Origin of the sequence: Brevibacillus sp. JB24b (assembly GCF_051713385.1) — a bacterium.
GTDB lineage: Bacteria > Bacillota > Bacilli > Brevibacillales > Brevibacillaceae > Brevibacillus_B > Brevibacillus_B laterosporus.
Map to the genome: position 1 here is coordinate 3,333,061 of NZ_JBNVQV010000001.1, position 18,077 is coordinate 3,351,137.

17 protein-coding genes and 1 riboswitch are annotated in these 18,077 nt (G+C 41.2%); of the genes, 5 read left to right on the top strand and 12 right to left on the bottom strand.

Annotation, left to right across the window (positions count from 1 at the left end; all coding sequences use genetic code 11):
• Window positions 1–11: 11 nt before the first annotated feature.
• The 6 genes from ACQV1I_RS15590 to ACQV1I_RS15615 all read right to left on the bottom strand — a co-directional run bounded on the left by ACQV1I_RS15590 (window position 12) and on the right by ACQV1I_RS15615 (window position 5,243).
• Complete coding sequence (locus tag ACQV1I_RS15590; protein ID WP_116334079.1) at window positions 12–425, bottom strand: hypothetical protein; 414 nt, start codon at window positions 423–425, stop codon at window positions 12–14.
• A gap of 16 nt (window positions 426–441) precedes the next feature.
• Window positions 442–1,257 (bottom strand): hypothetical protein, encoded by an 816-nt coding sequence (locus tag ACQV1I_RS15595; RefSeq protein ID WP_094699655.1) that lies wholly within the window; start codon window positions 1,255–1,257, stop codon window positions 442–444.
• 27 nt (window positions 1,258–1,284) lie between these two features.
• The gene (locus tag ACQV1I_RS15600) at window positions 1,285–2,169 is read right to left on the bottom strand and encodes a hypothetical protein (protein WP_116334080.1); all 885 of its coding nucleotides are present in this window, start codon (window positions 2,167–2,169) and stop codon (window positions 1,285–1,287) included.
• A 16-nt stretch (window positions 2,170–2,185) separates the two neighbouring features.
• Window positions 2,186–2,938 (bottom strand): vWA domain-containing protein, encoded by a 753-nt coding sequence (locus ACQV1I_RS15605; RefSeq protein WP_116334081.1) that lies wholly within the window; start codon window positions 2,936–2,938, stop codon window positions 2,186–2,188.
• A gap of 115 nt (window positions 2,939–3,053) precedes the next feature.
• Window positions 3,054–3,617, bottom strand: a complete 564-nt coding sequence (locus ACQV1I_RS15610) for a type VII secretion target (RefSeq protein ID WP_094699652.1) — start codon at window positions 3,615–3,617, stop codon at window positions 3,054–3,056.
• Between the two features lie 318 nt (window positions 3,618–3,935).
• Complete coding sequence (locus tag ACQV1I_RS15615) at window positions 3,936–5,243, bottom strand: Na+/H+ antiporter family protein (protein WP_094699651.1); 1,308 nt, start codon at window positions 5,241–5,243, stop codon at window positions 3,936–3,938.
• Window positions 5,244–5,484: 241 nt separating this feature from the next.
• Window positions 5,485–5,593, top strand: a riboswitch (TPP riboswitch).
• A gap of 75 nt (window positions 5,594–5,668) precedes the next feature.
• On the opposite strand from ACQV1I_RS15615, the gene ACQV1I_RS15620 reads away from it, so the two are divergent.
• The 4 genes from ACQV1I_RS15620 to ACQV1I_RS15635 are packed head-to-tail and all read left to right on the top strand — an operon-like array spanning window position 5,669 to window position 8,687.
• A complete protein-coding gene (locus ACQV1I_RS15620; RefSeq protein WP_116334082.1) occupies window positions 5,669–6,697 on the top strand; it encodes an ABC transporter substrate-binding protein in 1,029 nt (342 codons plus the stop codon).
• Between the two features lie 32 nt (window positions 6,698–6,729).
• Window positions 6,730–7,026, top strand: coding sequence for an MTH1187 family thiamine-binding protein (locus tag ACQV1I_RS15625; protein ID WP_018670515.1), 297 nt, complete (start codon window positions 6,730–6,732; stop codon window positions 7,024–7,026).
• Entirely contained in the window at window positions 7,023–7,787 is a 765-nt protein-coding gene (locus ACQV1I_RS15630) for an ABC transporter permease (protein ID WP_094699648.1), read from the top strand. The genes ACQV1I_RS15625 and ACQV1I_RS15630 overlap by 4 nt, the downstream gene beginning before the upstream one ends.
• Window positions 7,788–7,829: 42 nt before the next feature.
• Window positions 7,830–8,687, top strand: coding sequence for an ABC transporter ATP-binding protein (locus ACQV1I_RS15635; RefSeq protein WP_176452351.1), 858 nt, complete (start codon window positions 7,830–7,832; stop codon window positions 8,685–8,687).
• 65 nt (window positions 8,688–8,752) lie between these two features.
• Here the strand turns inward: ACQV1I_RS15635 and ACQV1I_RS15640 are convergent, their stop codons facing one another.
• Both ACQV1I_RS15640 and ACQV1I_RS15645 read right to left on the bottom strand, forming a co-directional pair.
• Window positions 8,753–9,325: an isoprenylcysteine carboxyl methyltransferase family protein gene (locus ACQV1I_RS15640; RefSeq protein WP_116334083.1), complete on the bottom strand. Its 573-nt coding sequence runs from the start codon at window positions 9,323–9,325 to the stop codon at window positions 8,753–8,755.
• Window positions 9,319–10,374, bottom strand: coding sequence for a type III polyketide synthase (locus ACQV1I_RS15645; RefSeq protein WP_116334084.1), 1,056 nt, complete (start codon window positions 10,372–10,374; stop codon window positions 9,319–9,321). Before ACQV1I_RS15645 ends, ACQV1I_RS15640 begins: the two co-directional genes overlap by 7 nt.
• Window positions 10,375–10,636: 262 nt before the next feature.
• On the opposite strand from ACQV1I_RS15645, the gene brnQ reads away from it, so the two are divergent.
• Window positions 10,637–11,983, top strand: coding sequence for a branched-chain amino acid transport system II carrier protein (gene brnQ, locus ACQV1I_RS15650; protein WP_116334085.1), 1,347 nt, complete (start codon window positions 10,637–10,639; stop codon window positions 11,981–11,983).
• Between the two features lie 118 nt (window positions 11,984–12,101).
• Here the strand turns inward: brnQ and ACQV1I_RS15655 are convergent, their stop codons facing one another.
• The 4 genes from ACQV1I_RS15655 to parC all read right to left on the bottom strand — a co-directional run bounded on the left by ACQV1I_RS15655 (window position 12,102) and on the right by parC (window position 18,076).
• Entirely contained in the window at window positions 12,102–14,555 is a 2,454-nt protein-coding gene (locus tag ACQV1I_RS15655; RefSeq protein ID WP_116334086.1) for an AAA family ATPase, read from the bottom strand.
• A 221-nt stretch (window positions 14,556–14,776) separates the two neighbouring features.
• On the bottom strand, window positions 14,777–14,980 hold the full coding sequence (locus tag ACQV1I_RS15660; protein ID WP_201747411.1) for a hypothetical protein: 204 nt from the start codon (window positions 14,978–14,980) through the stop codon (window positions 14,777–14,779).
• A gap of 195 nt (window positions 14,981–15,175) precedes the next feature.
• Window positions 15,176–15,505: a hypothetical protein gene (locus tag ACQV1I_RS15665; protein ID WP_116334088.1), complete on the bottom strand. Its 330-nt coding sequence runs from the start codon at window positions 15,503–15,505 to the stop codon at window positions 15,176–15,178.
• 99 nt (window positions 15,506–15,604) lie between these two features.
• Window positions 15,605–18,076 (bottom strand): DNA topoisomerase IV subunit A, encoded by a 2,472-nt coding sequence (gene parC / locus ACQV1I_RS15670; RefSeq protein ID WP_116334089.1) that lies wholly within the window; start codon window positions 18,074–18,076, stop codon window positions 15,605–15,607.
• Between the last annotated feature and the right edge of the window lies 1 nt (window position 18,077).

An 18,077-nucleotide genomic window follows, 5' to 3' on the forward strand; every position in this document is an offset into this window, starting at 1 on the left:
CCTGTATTAGTTTATAAGGTCTTCCACACATACCCTTTTGACTCGCTCTTGTTTTTGTCTTTTTTCTCATTTCGAGTGTGTACATGTTCATCTTCAGGTATTTGTTGTTGGTATAAAGAACGCCAGCCTTCAATTGTTTGGTCTTTGTTACCAGTAGAAAAGTTACGCTGTACTCTCAGATATGCTCCAGACCTGACACCTAGCTCGAACAATGTGGCCGCCGATGAAAGAATTTTCCATTCATGTTCTCCCACTTTCACTTCCAGCATATATGTTACGTCAGTCACTCTTTGAGACTCTCCCTCTTTTATCATGCGAGAAATCTTTTCGGCAATCATTTGACAAGGAATATGAGTCGGCAATTCAAAATCCGGCCACTTACTCTTATCAGCATTTGTTACAAATGTCACAATGATTTTATCCATTTTCCCACCATTTTTACTAGATCGTCTGAACGACTAGCTTTTCTAAAATGATCTCCTGTAAAACCTCATCCATTTCCATATGAGAGCTAGGAGAAATACATACCCAGTCCTCTCGTTCCTTAACAAATAGACGGATTAACCAATTTGCAATACTAGAAGTAAGAAACGTCATTCCATTTAAGCTCCATTCATTTTGATGCCATGACATTGTGATTAATTGCCCCTCGCACCATTGGGCTTTTAAGGAGTGAGCAAACGCCTCTGCTGCATCTTTATGGCACTCATAATCCAATATAGTGGCACAAATCTCATTGATAGAAGCTGTTTCTACCATTCCTCTAATTTGTTGAAAAATAGCATTTGGTAACTCAATAGATGGAACCATTACTTTTTCCTCAGGGTTTTTTCTGATTCGATTACACATTGTTTTACTGGCTTGTATGGGATCACCTAAAGCTCGTAACTCATATACATTCTTACCACCCAATGCCGCTATTTTCTCAACTACAACTTCTCGGTCGAAATGAAAGTACCCCTCATATGCTTCTTTATGTTTATCAGTGTAACGAAAGTAACAGCACGTTGTAGCATGTCCACATGGGGCTACAAGTGAATTCACGATCTCATTTATGTACAGGCCTGTCTCATCCTCAAATATATACCCTTTTTGTAATAGCTCTGTCTTTATTAGGTCCCATTCCTCTTGCAAGTCTTCAGTTAGATATCCAGCATAAGGCTCTGCTATACCCAGTACTTGATCAGCACCAGTTAGGCATGCTAAAAAGTATAGCTGTTTATCCGTGATTGAAATAGATTCAATCGGATTTTTCATACTAGCCTCCTTACAATGCTATTGATTTTATCGCGCAAGCCAGGCGAACCACTCTCTTTTGTGTCCCGTCTTATCGTATGGGGTAAACGAGTCTGTCTGATTCCAGCTAACATCCAATAGTGCTATATCATCGCTAAGCGGACTGTCACTAGCTTGAAGAATCATGGACTGTAGCTCGTTGTCTGTCGGGAGCGGATAGCATTTATCTAATGTGGCTAAGCCATCTGTATAGGCTATCATTCGTGTAAAACAATGTGGTCCAGCCAAACTGGATTGAAATAAATGTGGTTTTCCTCCCACAGGCCCATGTAATGTTGACCAACGCTCCTGTGTATTACAAGTTGCTTGTAAGCATTCTGTTATTTCCTGTTCTTGACTAAATAATCGTAACCGCAAATCCCCCTGCCAAGCGAATAGAATTCTTCCTTTTGGAAAGGAATGCGAGGGTAAATCAATGCGTCCGCAAATATACATTGTTTCACTACCAAGTGATCGCTTCGCTTCTAATACATCTCTGAGCAAGCCTTTAATCTCTGATGGTAATGGATGATTGACTACGATTCTACTGGTTACAGTGGTTAACGCTTGTAAATGTAATTCCAACTGTTGGAGAAGAAACTCTTCCTCCTGCTCTTTATCAATGACATCGGAAGCAAGCCAATCCAGAAGTGCATCCCCTAGCATTTTGGCTGCAAGTTCCCCACAGTAAGAAAGTGATACGCCATCACACAATGCAAATAAAAATGATTGCTCGTTTCTAGCAAACGTAAGATAATCCTGTCCCTTCTCCTGGGCATGTTGCGTTTCCGAAGCACGGGCGTACGCGTATCTCCAGACAAATTGTTCCGATTCTCTCGTTACAGACAGCTCTGTATGTTGATGTATTTTTTCATAACGATAGGCTTGTTTCACATCGCTTCACCTGTCTTTAACGAACGGGGGTTGCTGCCGACATTTGAAACCCTAAAGACACCAATTCAGGACTGGTGGCCGGAAGCATAAGCAACGCACCCTTTTTTAATTGATACATGGACTCACTCATCATTTCACGATAGCTCTCCGGTAAAACAGAAGACATCGAGCGTAGTCTATTGGCATGTTCATCTCTCATGATTGTATCTGGCATGATTCCATCCCAACGCTTCATATCGGTCATCTCACTATCGCATACCTCTTCGGATATAAAAATATTTTCAACAAGCACATGTCCATCGGGAACAGCCATTTGCATGATTCGTTTCACCACAGGCTCGGGATCCTCCCCGGTTGCTGCACCATCGGTCATATGGCAGATCAGAGGAGCCGGAGAATCTTGCAGAAATGGTAGCTCTTCTAGCAATAATTTTTCAACCTGTTTAAATGCTTTGGCCATGTCTGTCAATCTACGTGGGCTTATTTCAGGTAACTTCCCCAACCGGGCTACTTCATCTATTCCTCGAATTCCATCCAACAAATCATATACTTCATCGCTGTATGCTAATATTGCTATACGATAACGTGGCGACATACGAGTTCCTTTAGTAGAACGAAAAATCATCTGTCGAATGGTAGCAGATAATGCCTCCATTACCACATCAATCCGGCGTTTATCTCCCATAGGTAGACACATGGAACCACTCACATCAATCAGATAAATGATAAGAGCTGGGGTTCGATGTGTCGCTGGTAAATCATAACTCATAACCGATTCTCCTTATGCTCCTGTTGTAAAAAAACGGGGCAGAAGCAGGTTGTTTACTTTACTACGTGTAGAGTCAAAATAATCGGCTTTCCGACGTAGTAGTAGTACAATGATCTTAGGACCGTGGAATTTTTTCACTTACTTTAACCAATCCAGATACAGAAGGCTCAACCTGATCCTCTTCATTTGTATCCACGCCATATTCATCATGTAAAGAAGCATCAAGAAATTGTATATTTTCCCGTACAAACTGAAAGCGTGCCATTGGCAACTGTTCATTTGTACCCAATGTAGCTAAATGTCGTTGCATATCCTGCTGCGGAAAAAATCGTGATTCGCTTGTTACTGCCAGCACGGCTCCCTGTTCTCTCAATTGATGTCGAATATGCTCCATTGTAATCGTTAATCGTTCTGCACTTTCTCTATCAATCTGTTGGAAGCGTTCGGCAGACTCTACCAGACGCTTAGCTAAATCGTTGGAGTGCGCTTGTAGTTGCTCCATTAGAGCACGGACCGCACGCCAATTATCCTCCAACTGTGATTGTTGCCTAACTTCCCAGGTAAGACTTTCCATTGCATGATGCAAACGTCCTTCTATTTCACTCCACTCCTGTGCAGCTCGTTTGTATTCGTGCCCCAATTCTTGCAACAGATGCGGATGTACCAGTATTCGCGACATCTCTTATCCCCTCTGATTTACTCATACTCTTTCTAACAGGCAGTACGAAATTTCATTACTCGTGACCTTGGAAATGAATCATGGTGCTTACTTGACAAGATTATTTGGGAACAACATCAAAGATTTTCCCTATCTTTTTAGATTTACAGAACCAGGAACTTCATACTAGAGTAATTGGACCTGTTTTTTTCGCTACGTATAGGTAGATAGATACAAAAAAAGTCTTTTTCAATGAAAAAGACTTACCTATCATTTTAGGTATATTCACTACATTATTTAGGAGTTAGCTGAGAGCTTAGCTTCTGTCATGCGAAAAAATTACAGGAGAAAGGCAGCTAGTAATCCAAAGAAAAACAAGGGTATATTATAATGAAGAAACGTAGGGACACATGTATCCCAGATATGATGATGTTGCCCATCTGCATTCAATCCTGAGGTAGGTCCTAGGGTGCTATCGGAAGCTGGAGATCCCGCATCCCCCAAAGCACCTGCTGTACCGATTAACGCGGCCGTAGCTAGTACAGAGAAGCCCAGTCCAGCACAAAGCGGTACAAAAATAGCAGCAATAATTGGGACTGTACCAAATGAAGAACCAATACCTATTGTAATCACTAAACCGATCAATAGCATGATAACGCTAGCTAAAAAACGATTTTGACCAAAATATTCCACTCCAGATCCTACTAGTTGCTGAACAGCTCCTGTTTCTTTTAACACTGTAGCATAGCCAGACGCAAGTAGGATAACAAAGGCGATAAACCCCATCATAGCAACACCTCGTTGCACCACATCGTCCCCCAAATTCCATGGTACCACGCGGAAAACAAATAGACAGACAATTCCCGAAAGCGAACCGATAATAAGTGACTTGGTCAATAATTGCACTGTCAAGGCTAAGAGAATGGCTACTAGGGTGAACGCATGCCGCTTCGTAAAACGTAATACTTGCTTCTTCTCCTCATTCTCAATATCCTTAGATATCATTTGGTATGTTCTGGATTTTCGATAACTAATGAATAATGCCACCAATAACCCAATAATCATCCCGATCCCTGGAATAAGCATCGCTTTTGGAAATTCAGTCACAGCGATCGTCATACCAGCTTTCCCCATTTCAGATACAACAATCTGATGATAGATCAAGCCAAAGCCCGCTGGAAGCATGAGATAAGGTGCTTGCAAACCAAATGTTAACGCACAAGCAACAGCACGCCGGTCTATTTGCATTTTAGTAAACAAGGTCAATAAGGGCGGGATTAGAATGGGAATAAAGGCAATATGCACTGGTACTACATTTTGAGACAAACAGGCTGCTGTAGCAATGGACATGAGCAAGATACCACGTTTTCCACGCAATACCACCAATAATTTATTTACTAATAAGGATGTGATATCAGACTTGGCGATCATAACTGCAAACATCCCAAGTAAAATATAGCTGAGTGCTGTTTCTAATTGCCCACTCATCCCCTGCACCATCAACTGGATGGTGTCAGTTAACGAAACACCGGCAACCAGACCTGCTGTTATGGAAGCGGCGATCAAACCAAATATGACATTTAATCGCAACAGCGACAATATAACAATCACGATTACCGAAAGTATAACTCCATTTAATAATAGCATGACGTTCACCTACGCTTTAGTATATTAGCTAACTAAAGTTATAACATAGTAAAGTATTTGTGACAAGCGCTTTTGTAGCTCGAAATACAGCGCATGTTCTTCTCATAATCATTCCATCAGCCTACATAAAATACAGAATTTTTTCATAACTAACAAAACGAATATGATCGATCATTGAATTGTATTGCTTTATAGACAAACGTTCCGATTGAGTATATGATGGCAGTAATGATAACAACTACAAAATGCTTCGGGGAGCTGGAATTGGCCGGCTGAGAGTGTATTACCTTTAATACTGACCCATAACCTGATCTGGATAATGCCAGCGTAGGGAAGTAAGCTTCTGATATCTTCTTACATGAACGCTTCCAGGACAGGTTGCGTTTTTTTGTTGTCTACCAAACAACATGGAGGTTTCGGGATTTATGAGAAATGGTAAACGCTTTACTGCTACTTTCCTTTCTGGTTTGCTCGTATTCGCTTTAACAGCTTGTGGACAATCTGCTACACCAGATACACCAAGCGACAAGAAGTCACCTGAAGCAGCCCCTGCCAAAACTCTAAGTAAGGTCGTCCTTGACTGGACACCTAATACGAATCACACCGGATTATATGTCGCTCTTGAAAAAGGCTACTTTGCCGAGCAAGGGCTGGATGTAGAAATTGTTCAACCCGGTATGAACGGGGCTGATACGATGGTGGCCACCGGTGAAATTCCGTTTGGAGTAAGCTATCAAGAGGGCGTCACGCAAGCACGAACTCAAAACGTACCTATCGTGTCGCTTGCGGCTGTCATTCAGCATAATACTTCTGGTTTTGCTTCACCTGTGGGCAAGAATATTTTGTCTCCCAAAGATTTTGAAGGAAAAACCTACGGGGGCTATGGTGCTCCAAGTGAGAAAGCTGTTTTACAATCTCTAATGAGCCTAGAAAAAGCCGATATAAATAAGCTAAACATTATTAATGTAGGTGAAGCGGATTACTTTACTGCTGTAAAACGCGATATTGACTTCTCTTGGATTTTTTACGCGTGGACGGGCATTGAGGCAGAGTTACGCAATGAACCAATAAACATGATATACGTTAATAAATATTCGGATAAACTAGATTATTATACCCCTGTTCTCATTACTAATGAAAAAATGATTCAAGAGAAGCCAGAGATAGTTAAAGCCTTCATGGCAGCAACCTCCATGGGATATCAATATGCTGGTAAACATCCGGAAGAAGCGGCTAGCATCCTCCTTAAGCACGTTCCAGATTTGGACGAAAAATTGGTACAAGCAAGCCAAAAATGGTTAAGTCCACGTTATCAAGATGATGCACCACGTTGGGGAGAACAAAAACGCGATGTATGGCAAGGCTACTCCGACTGGATGGTTGAACATCACTTATTGGAAAAACCGCTTGATGTAGACAAAGCATTTACCAATGACTTTTTACCAAAACCATAAACGAGGCATATCACATAGAGGAGCGATTCCAGATGGCAAACGCCTTAGTTAGCATTCAAATTATCCCTACTACACCTCAAGGTGAAGGGGTCATTCCCTTTGTAGACAAAGCAATTGAAGTCATTTCGCAATCAGGGGTAAAGTATTTAGTTAGCCCGTTAGAAACCACGATGGAAGGCGAGTTGGAAGAACTGCTTGCTATCGTAAAAAAGATGAATGATGTCATGGTTGAGGCTGGTTGCCCGTCCGTAATCTCCCAAATCAAAATTTATCACCGTGCTGATGGATTAGCTTCGATGGATGTATTGACGGAGAAATATCGTCCATGAATAAAAATCGTCGTCTATTTACAACAGGATGGCCGCCCCTTCTTGCGGTCTTCCTGTTTCTCTTTATCTGGCAGCTTGCGACGTTTATTTGGAAACCCGAAGCATGGTTTTTACCAAGTCCCCTTGTTATTTTCCAAGAAGGCTGGAATCAAGCGCCTCAACTCACGCAACATTTGTGGGCTACCTTACAAATCACCTTGCTGGGCTTTGCAATTGGGAGCACAGCTGGTCTTATTCTGGCCTTTTTATTACATGTGACTCCGCCCATTAAGGCTGCCTTATATCCATTACTCATCCTAAGTCAAAACATACCGACCATTATTTTAGCTCCTCTTTTGATGATCTGGTTTGGCTTTGGTTTATTGCCAAAAATGATTTTGATTACGTTGGTCTGCTTTTTTCCCGTCACCTTATCTACAATGACTGGACTTGCGCAAGCCGACCCGCAAATAAAACGATATATGCTAATGATTGGAGCAACTCGTCAACAAATTTTCTGGAAGCTAGAGTTACCTCACTCGCTTGCTTCCATGTTTTCTGGACTAAAAATATCGGCAACCTACAGTGTAATGGGTGCCGTCATTTCGGAATGGTTAGGATCGCAAAAAGGAATTGGCGTCTATATGCTGATGGCAAAAGCATCATTTCGTGCTGATCGTGTATTTGTAACGATGTTTCTCATTGTAATTGTTAGCTGCTTGTTATTTGGCTTGATTAGCCTCTTAGAACGCTGGACACTCCGATGGCAATCGAACAAGTAAGGCTAGAGAATTTGAGGTCAATAAAAAAGGAAGTGAACAAGCGTGAGTAATGACATCCACACATCTATTAGTATGGACATGACTCCAGAGCAAAATATAGCGTCTACATCTACACTAAAATCTGCCTATACTCCCGACTCTGCACTTGTCGTTGAGCAAATCTCACACTCCTTTACAGAGTCAGGATGCACTATTGAAGTGCTTCACCAGATTTCTTTAGAAGTAAAAAAAGGTGAGTTTGTTTCCTTAATCGGACCATCTGGAAGCGGAAAAAGCACATTATTTCATATTATTGGAGGCCTTTTATCACCAATACACGGTAGCATTACAATTGAAGGTAAGCAGGTTACTGGTGAAACAGGTCACATTAGCTATATGCCGCAATCCTCTAGCTTACTTCCTTGGCGTACAATAGAAGAAAACGTCGGACTAGCCTTAGAAATAGAAGGTGTATCACGTAAAGAAACGCTCAAGCTGGCACGTGAATGGTTGCCGAAGGTTGGATTAGATGGATATGAAAAAGCTTATCCTCACATGCTGTCGGGTGGTATGCAACAAAGAGTCGCTTTCTTGCGCGCATTGTTAAGCAGGCAAGAACTAATCTGCTTGGATGAACCCTTTGGAGCCTTAGATGCACTTAGTCGTACTGACATGCAAAATTGGTTACTATCCATTTGGGAAAAGCATAAACGCTCCGTGCTTTTAATCACACATAGCATTGACGAAGCCATTTTTTTATCCGATAAAATCTATGTACTCACAGCAAAGCCAGCTCAAGTAGCTGCCACAATTTCGGTACCATTTGAACGACCTCGTCGGGAAAAAATGCTGTTATCTCCAGAGTTTCTGCTTGTGAAGGAAAAAATCTTAACGCTGTTACGTCATTCTCAGCAAGCATAATGAAGAAAAACTCGGCTATTGCTACGAACATATGCGATAAGCCGAGTTTTTACAATACAGCCCCATCATTCTCTCTGTTTTCTCACTGGAAAAAATCTTCCCTTCTCCTTCATCCATGCTTCATACTTACAGGCTTTTTGCAAAGCTTGTTCCTCTGCCGAAATCCGAACGCTTACTATCATGGCGTTGGCTACTGTAAAGATCAATGCTGTTTTCCAAGCACCAAATGTAAGAGGGAGCATTCCTACTTCTATGAATACAACCAGGTAGTTTGGATGACGGATGTAGCGATAAGGACCTCGAACAATCGGTTTTTTTCCTTCTAAAACAAAGATCCTAGTATTCCAAAAATGTCCCAAACTTCGAATGCTCCAGATTCTTAGTAACTGGGCGAGACAAAATACGCAAAATGGCCAAAAGTAAAATGCAATAGAATCAGTAGATACTCGAAGCAGTACCTCACCAATCAAGCTAATGAAAAAACCTACATGTAAACTCACAATCCATTTGTAATGCCCAGCAGCTACCTCATATCCTCCTGCTTCCTTCATATAGCGCGCATTTCTTCTTGCTATCACCAACTCGATACAACGTTGGAAAATTACGATCACAAGCACCAGCATAAAAACAGTTACCATTCCAACAACACCTGCTCACAAGAAAATCCAGGTCCAAGAGCTAAAAGCAATCCTATTTCTCCTCGCTGATGTTCTTCTCTCATCTCTCTTTCTAACACAAATAGGACGGTACAAGAAGACATATTCCCGTGATCTCGTAGTACCTCTTTTGCATGGCGCAACCTATCTGGTGGCAGTTGAAGGGCCTGCTCATAGGCTTGTAGAACCTTACTTCCCCCTGGGTGAGCAATTATGCGATCAATACGACAATGAGCCCGTCCTTCTCTTCTCAGGAAACTCTCCATCTCCGGCTTGATTTTATCTTTTACAAGTGAGGGAATGTCTTTAGAAAAGACTACCCGCAAGCCTTCTTCCCTCACATCCCATCCCATAACATCAACTGTATCCCGCCAGATCGTTGAATGTGTTGACAAAATAGCAGGTGAATGATCATGTACTTTTTGCTTATCTCCATACAACAATACAGCAGCAGCCCCATCCGCAAACAAACTGGTGGCTATTAGGTTACTTTTACTTCGATCTCCATGTATAAAGGTTAAACCACACAATTCGACGCAACAGACAAGTACACGCTCCGTTGGATGTGCTTTCGCAAACGCATAGCCCTTGGCTAATCCTGCTGCTCCTCCTGCACACCCTAGTCCCCATACAGGTGTTCGCTTCAAATTTGAGCGAAACGGTAATCGATTGAATAAGAGTGCGTCTAGGCTAGGGGTAGCTATCCCTGTTGAGCTGACCATTACCACATGATCTATCGTGTCAGCTGAAACTCCAGCTTTTTCTAAACACTGTTCAATTGCACGCACACTTAATTCTAGTGCTTGCTGCACGTATAACCGATTTTTTTCTGCCCAATCATGCGGCTGTTCGAACCACTCTAGCGGAGTGACGAAACTTCTATTTTCAATTTCTGCTGATTCAAATATATGTAATAGACGATCGATATCAGAAAAATGCTCTTGAAAGAAACGACGCGAGAATTCCTTACTCTCTTGCTTCGTAATAATATAATGTGGACTTGCTGTGCCGATTGATACGATTCGCGGCATCATTTCTCCTACTTTCCGTTGTTTTCCTTTTATTCTTTCCCAAAGGCTTTCCCTTATGTAAATAAAGTGGTAACATCAGGAAAAACAACTCGACACAATTCGTAATAGTATAAACCTTCAAACAAAAGAGTGGGAATTATCAATAAAAACAGATTTTATTCACAAAACGGTAACATCATTAAAAAAATTAACACGTATGCTTTTTTCAATGTGTGATAAATTAATTGAATAAGAAATCTATTGCAAGGAGTCTACCTATCTTATGAAACAAAAGCAATTATCAAAGAAAGAAACAGTTACAATTGGATTGATGCTGTTTGCTCTATTTTTCGGAGCAGGCAATATGATATTTCCTCCTTTACTAGGACAAACGGCTGGATCAAGCGTCTGGATAGCCATTCTCGGATTTGTATTAACTGGAGTAGGTCTTCCTATCTTAGCAGTTGCTGCCACCGCAACAACATCAGGCGATTTAAAGATTATTGCAGGTCGGGTTCATCCGCTATTCGGTATTATTTTTCCCACTCTAATATATCTTGCTATTGGTCCATTTTTTGGAATTCCGCGAACAGCTAGCGTTGCCTATGAGATTGGTCTTAGTCCTTTGCTATCGGAATCTCTAAAGGGAAGCAGCTTACCTTTGTTTTTATATTCGATCGTCTATATGGCAATTACGTTCTGGCTATGTCTGAATCCTACAAAGTTGGTCGATCGCATCGGAAAAGTCTTAACACCCACACTCTTGCTAATTATCACAATATTGTTTGTTCGGAGTATTTTTAAGCCGTTAGGTGATTTTCCTGTACCTTCAGAAGCCTACATGAACAATGCATTTTTCAAGGGATTCCTCGAAGGTTATCTAACTATGGATACATTAGGTGCCTTAGTTTTCGGAATTGTCGTGATTTCTTCTATACAAAGTCGAGGAATTACGGATAAAAAGAGCATAACCATGGCTACAGTTAAAGCAGGTTCCATTGCTGGAGTTGCCTTAGCCCTTGTATATATGGCTTTAGCATATTTGGGAGCTGGTAGCTCTATATTAGGTGTCTCTACTAATGGTGGCCAAATTTTAACAACGGTTGTAGCCTATTTGTTTGGACAATCGGGCGTCGTGTTGCTTGGCACCGCTATTACCTTAGCATGCTTAACAACTTCGATTGGGCTTATTACAGCGTGCGGTCAATTTTTCTCTACTCTCATTCCTGCCTTGAGCTATAAAGTTGCAATTAGCATTCTATGTGTATTTAGCTTAATAGTTGCTAACTTAGGTCTAAATCAAATTATTTCTTACTCAGTACCTGTTCTGGCCGGATTATATCCAATTGCAATCGTACTGATCCTTTTATCTCTGATTCACAAACAAATAAAAGGATATAAAGAGGTATATGTATGTAGTGTTCTGTTCGCTGGAATCATTAGTCTAGTGGATTGCTTGCATGCCTTTGGTTTTACCTTGGGTAAGATTACAGAATGGTTGCAAATTCTTCCTTTATATTCAGTTGGAATCGGCTGGGTAATTCCAGCGATACTAGGAGCGATTATCGGTTATATAGTAGGTTCATTGAAATCTCAAGATCGCGTGAATCCTTCCACTCAAACCGATTAATATCGATGTTTCTACCTATAAGTACCATCGCGATTAGTAAAGGAACGATTTCCTCTTCGCTTCTCATATATTCAGTAAAAAAGACAGGGGTACGCTCACAGCTCCCTGTCTTTTTCCATCATTTTGTCGGTAACATACGCTCAATAGCTTTACTAAAATCTTCCCATGTCAGTAAGCTTAAATCCTCTTTTGTCCAATCTGACTTTTTTTCTGCTGCTAGTCGTAATGCCTGCTCCTGCATCGCTTCTTGCACCATATTTTTAGCAAAACGCCCATTACCTTTGATGCTTCCCTGTTCACTCCACGTTCCTAATTGCTCTGCTAGACGTTCTTTCGTTTCATCCGTTACCTCATAGCTATTTTCCTGAATAAATTGTGTAATAATCGATAAAAGCTCGGAAGCTGTATAATCGGGGAATCGGAAATACTTTTTAAACCGTGAGGAAAGACCTGGGTTGCTATCGATAAATTTTTGCATATCGTATGGATAACCTGCTAGGACAACAACCAAATTTTCACCGTGCTTGCTTATCTCTTCAACCAGCGTATTCACAGCCTCTTGCCCGTAATCATTTTCACTAGAAGACATCAATGCATAGGCTTCATCAATAAATAAGACACCACCTAGAGCCTCTTTAATTTTCCGCCTAGTCTTACTTGCTGTCTGCCCAACATAGTTTGCCACAAGATCAGCACGACCAACTGTTACGAGATGCCCTCGCTTGAGGTAGCCTACTTCTTGTAATATTTGTGCATATAATTGTGCTACCGTTGTTTTTCCTGTTCCTGGATTACCCGTAAACACAGCATGCAATTCGACAGGAACAGCTGGCAAACCATTTTCTTGACGCGAACGCTGAATAGACACAAATGCAGCCACCTTGGTTAATTCAGCTTTCATTTCCACAAGTCCTATCATTTGATCCAATCGTTGTTTTGCGGAAAGATTGTTGATTTTTACTTCTTTACACGAGGAATTGGCTTCTACATCGACTGGTGTAAGGATTGTAAAATCAGGAATTCTAATTGCTTCTGTATCGACTACATGACTCCCTTTGGCAAAGATAGCATCTAAAATGATATTCTTGGCAGTACGAGCATTCCCAAAGGTTTCATCAACCCTCTCTCGCTCTAAGCGCTGCTGAATAGAAATTTTAGTATCAGGACGTAGAATGAAATCATTACGCTCTGCCACTTGCTCGGCTACATGTAATAACTCATCTGTCGTAAAGTCAGGCAACGTAAAATGATTACTTTCCGGGAAACGACTTCGTAAACCAGGATTTGCCCGTAGGAAGTTTCGCATCTCTTCTGGATACCCTGCTAAGATGAGTACGAACTTACCACTATACTCACCGCTTGTCATTGCAGAAACAAGCGTATCAATCACAACCTGCCCATAATCACTGTCGCTGGACTCTGCTCGTTTTAAGCTGTAGGCTTCATCAATAAACAAAACACCGCCTACCGCTTTCTTAATCACTTCCATTGTTCTTTGTTCTGATTGACCTACATATGCACCCACTAACTGAGATCGATCAACTTCTATTACTTCTGCCCGTTCTAATAAGCCTAATTCATGATAAAGTGTGGCTAAAAGGCGTGCCAATGTCGTTTTCCCCGTACCAGGATTCCCCATTAATACAGCGTGTAATTCCAATGGATCGGCCAACTCCCAGCCCTTTTCTGTACGGATTCGCTGGTACTGTAAAAATTGCGCGAGTTGCTTTACCCTCTTTTTCATATCGGTTAAACCCACTAATTGATCAATTTGTTCCATCGCTGGAATATGATCTTGTAAGTCTACTTCTGCTTGTGTAGGTGTGAGTTGTTCACGAATTGATTGCTCAATCTCCTGCAATTTTTTATTGGCTTGCTGAAGTCGAGCCAACAATTCGGAAGAGTAAAATAATCCTTGTACGGAGTCGGCATACTTCTGCGCCTCCTTATGTAACAAGATTAATGCTTCCTCTAGCTCCAATGTACCCTCACGCAAAGACTTATATTTTTGCTGAAGTAGGGTATTCATAGAAAGCTGGGCAGCTTGCGTACCTGCTTGTAACATATCCTCCCAATTAACCAAATCGTCAAGACGTTCTTGAATCTGGATAACGAATTGAGCCGTCACTTTTTTGCGTGTAGCTGCATTGTCAGTCTCGCGAATAGCAGGAAATTGAGCTGTTTCTTTTAAGGATTGCAATAAAGAATGCAGATATATTTCTGCTTGTAAAGAAGCTGCTTGTTGGTTATCTGGATCCAATTTCCTCGCTTTTTTTAGCCATTCCTCTACCAACGAAATTTGCTGTGTCTTCCTCCAACGTATCTGAGCTAGGATAGTAAGTACTGTTGCCTCTGCTTGATCCAGTTCAATTTGATCTGCTCCTACCATCTGTTTTTGCTCTTTCTCATCGTCAGAATCCTGTTTGAGAATATGTAGTAGTTGTTCTCGTTTTTCTTCTATATATTGCAAGGTATGAATTGCCTCTACTTCTGTCACAAGCAACGAATTTCCATCTGTTTTTTGCCATTCTTTCACTTTATCTATCCATGTTTGCTCTTCTCTTATATTCATCGTTATATAGTCCTCCGTTATCTGCTCCCTTTCCTTGTTGTATCACTTTTTTAACTAAAAAGAAAGGGGATAACTGATCAGCTCTTTTACCCACAACAAAAACCCGGCTTATCCTTCACTCCGGGCTTCTGTTGTACAATACATAACCGTTCTGTAGAAAGCAAGCACTTTCATCTATTCATGCTTGTTTGTGTGTGCTCAAAATGCCGCATATCACATTATTATAGTTGCAAATTTCCCATTTCGATATCAGACTCCATATGCGCTAATGCTGCTGGGAATACATCCTGCTCAGATTCAGCATATATTTTAAATGAGCTGACAATCTTTTTTCCACTACGCACCTGTACATCATATTGAGAATCTCCATCATATGTCGTTGCAAAATGAAATTCTCTTCCGTTTACGTTCATGCTTTTTTCCACGATAATCACCTCAGCTTTAGTTTGTCCAGCTTTGAAAAAAGCATTACGACTTCCCTTACCTTTGTTCTGAGTAACTAATGAAAGGAGTTCATTCCCCCGGAAATAAGCTATTTTTCTATCTTACATTGCAAAAGCCGCTGTCCACGGTTTGGACAACGGCTTATTTGCTTTACTACCTCTTGTGCTCTGTCTTTTTTATACCATTGAAAAATCCTTTATATTGGTTCGTTGCGTTAATTCTTTTCCTGACGGCAATGTAACGTACACAAGGCCTTGGCTCTCTTCTTCATTCGTCAAGGTAAAATCAAACGTCACGCGTTTCTTCTCGAACGCTTGCTCTTCCTCAAATTCCTCTAACATTAATCGTAACGTCTCAGGATGCAAAGGTACAGAAATTGATTCCCCTGACTGACTCGGAATTGATAGATATTTTAAAGCATCTTCAAAATACATTACGGTATCAAGCAATAATGATACCTGTTGCCAGTTCAATTCACTTGTAAACCGCTCAAATGGTTTTAACATTTCTCCGTCATCCCTTCAGTGATGTTCCCGTATAAGGATTTCTCTTGGCTGCTATTCTTAGTTGGATGAAAAAGTAATCGTTTGTATTGCTGACTCCATTTATCCCTCGTCATCCGACTCTTTTTCTTCATGTGATGGAATTGTGGCTTCTAACAAAACGTGGTTATAAGCCTCTTCAACAACTGTGCGACCAATTCCACCCTGTTCCGATATCGGCACTTGATCTGCTTCTACAGGTATCAAATCTCCACGTTTTGTGACAAGAATCCACTTAGGGGAATTGGGGTCTTCCAACAAAATCGCCTTGATCTGATGCGGATTCATTTTTCTTCTGCGGATCAGAAGTAAGCCTTTACCAGCTCGACCCTGTAGTGGAATTTGAGCAATGGAAGTACGTTTCACTACTCCTTCTGTAGTTAACACTCGCAAGACACGATTATCTTCTATATCAGTAACCAGCAGGTCAATTAATTGGTCGTCTTTTGCTAAGTTAATCGCTTTGACACCACTTGAAGCTCGACCTGTTGGCGATACCTCCGTTTGTAAAAAGCGGATAACCATGCCATCCTGCGTGACGCCAACAAACGCTCCCTCATCGTTAATCAAATGAACATGATTTACTTGATCTTCACTACTCTTTAATTTAATAGCAACTACTGCACCAGATCGGTTGGTTCCATACTCTTTTAGCGCCGTCTTTTTAAGTAAGCCGCTTTTTGTTGAATGGCAAACATATAATGGCTTGTCAAAGCTATCAACAATATGTACAGCGACAATTCTTTGCCCCTTCTCCAGAGAAAGCACATTCACCAGCGCTGTCCCGATATCTTTCCATTTTGCATCAGGAATATCGTTTACCAGAATAGCGAAATATTTACCATCCTGAGTAAAAAATAGTGCTGTATGAGAAGTATTGGTTTCACAGAAGGTCCGTACCTTATCCCCTTCCTTTACCCCGCAGGTTTCAATAGAACCACCCATTGATTTAAAGGAACGTGGGCTAACTCGTTTAACATACCCTTCATGCGTTACTGTCACAATACAATCCTCTACCTGGATTTGCATCGATAAATCGAGTTTAATTTCCTCAATTTCACCCTGAATCTCGGTCATACGTGGCTCACTATATTTTTTCTTAATTTCACTTAACTCAGCAACCAGAACAGAAATTAGCTTTTTCTCACTACTTAGAATAGCTTTTAGCTCCTCTATTTCCTTCGCAAGCGTCTGTAGCTCTTTCTCAAGCTTTACAATATCAATTCGTGTGAGAGAAGCTAGTTGAATGTTTAAAATAGCGTCTGCTTGAAGTTCAGTAAAACCAAACTTATCAATAATATTCTTTTTGGCATCCGCACGATCTTCCGAATCCATAATCGAATCCACGATTTGTCTAAGGATTGACTTAGCATGAATTAATCCCTCGACGATATGCTGACGATTTTCTTTTCGGTCTAGATCAAATTGAGATCGACGTGTCACCATCTCTTTTTGATGTGAAATATAGGCATCCAGTAGGTGCTTGAGGCCCATCTGCTTGATGGTGCCCTCATAAATAGCATTCATGTTGTAGTTATAAAAAATCTGTAAATCGGTATTTTTATATAAATAATGTAGTATCGCTTGGGCGTCAGCTTCTTTCTTCAGATCGATTACGACACGTACCTTCTTTAGCTCAGCTTCTTTACGCCCAGTCTCGTCTCGAACAGCTAGTGCACCTTCAATCTTACGTTCCATAACTAGCTCATCGATTTGAGCTACTAGCTTCGACTTAACAACGTCATATGGGATCTCACTAATCACAATACGCTTATGCTTGTTCCCTTTGGCCTCTTCAACATCAGCGCGTCCACGAATGATAAACTGACCTCTACCGGTCTCAAATGCCTTTTTAATACCGGATACGCCTTGGACAATGCCCCTATTAGAGAAGTCTGGGCCTTTGACGTATTCCATAAGCTCATCAGTCGTAATGGACGGTTTACGCATCATTGCGATCGTAGCATCAATTACTTCTCCGAGATTATGTGTAGGGATATCCGTAGCAAAACCTACAGCAATACCAGAAGCTCCATTCACCAGCAAATTAGGGAACCGTGCTGGTAAAACAGCAGGCTGCTCCGTAGAATTATCATAGTTCGGGATAAAAGGTACCGTATCCTTTTCAATATCTCGCAATAATTCATTAGCCAGTGCAGATAAGCGTGCCTCGGTATATCGCATCGCAGCTGGAGGATCGGCATCAAGGCTACCAAAGTTACCTTGACCTTGAATTAGCACATGGCGCATCTTCCACCATTGTGCCATTCGTACCATAGTCTCATAAATGGAGGCATCCCCATGTGGATGGTAGGTACCCATCACGGAACCAACTGTTTTTGCTGATTTACGGTATGGTTTATCAAAGGTGTTATTCTCTTCGTACATCGAATATAAAATCCGGCGTTGTACCGGCTTTAAGCCATCGCGAGCATCTGGAATGGCGCGTGAGAGGATAACCAAATTGGCATAATCCCCAAAACGTTTTCCCATGATTTCTGCAAAGCTTTGTTCAATTAAACGATTAGAAAACATG

Bases quoted from the DNA above. Each gene is read 5' to 3' on its own strand.
- ACQV1I_RS15590 (WP_116334079.1), bottom strand. From the start codon at position 425: ATGGATAAAATCATTGTGACATTTGTAACAAATGCTGATAAGAGTAAG.
- ACQV1I_RS15595 (WP_094699655.1), bottom strand. From the start codon at position 1,257: ATGAAAAATCCGATTGAATCTATTTCAATCACGGATAAACAGCTATAC.
- ACQV1I_RS15605 (WP_116334081.1), bottom strand. From the start codon at position 2,938: ATGAGTTATGATTTACCAGCGACACATCGAACCCCAGCTCTTATCATT.
- ACQV1I_RS15610 (WP_094699652.1), bottom strand. From the start codon at position 3,617: ATGTCGCGAATACTGGTACATCCGCATCTGTTGCAAGAATTGGGGCAC.
- ACQV1I_RS15615 (WP_094699651.1), bottom strand. From the start codon at position 5,243: ATGCTATTATTAAATGGAGTTATACTTTCGGTAATCGTGATTGTTATA.
- ACQV1I_RS15620 (WP_116334082.1), top strand. From the start codon at position 5,669: ATGAGAAATGGTAAACGCTTTACTGCTACTTTCCTTTCTGGTTTGCTC.
- ACQV1I_RS15625 (WP_018670515.1), top strand. From the start codon at position 6,730: ATGGCAAACGCCTTAGTTAGCATTCAAATTATCCCTACTACACCTCAA.
- ACQV1I_RS15630 (WP_094699648.1), top strand. From the start codon at position 7,023: ATGAATAAAAATCGTCGTCTATTTACAACAGGATGGCCGCCCCTTCTT.
- ACQV1I_RS15640 (WP_116334083.1), bottom strand. From the start codon at position 9,325: ATGGTAACTGTTTTTATGCTGGTGCTTGTGATCGTAATTTTCCAACGT.
- ACQV1I_RS15645 (WP_116334084.1), bottom strand. From the start codon at position 10,374: ATGCCGCGAATCGTATCAATCGGCACAGCAAGTCCACATTATATTATT.
- brnQ (WP_116334085.1), top strand. From the start codon at position 10,637: ATGAAACAAAAGCAATTATCAAAGAAAGAAACAGTTACAATTGGATTG.
- ACQV1I_RS15655 (WP_116334086.1), bottom strand. From the start codon at position 14,555: ATGAATATAAGAGAAGAGCAAACATGGATAGATAAAGTGAAAGAATGG.
- ACQV1I_RS15665 (WP_116334088.1), bottom strand. From the start codon at position 15,505: ATGTTAAAACCATTTGAGCGGTTTACAAGTGAATTGAACTGGCAACAG.
- parC (WP_116334089.1), bottom strand. From the start codon at position 18,076: ATGTTTTCTAATCGTTTAATTGAACAAAGCTTTGCAGAAATCATGGGA.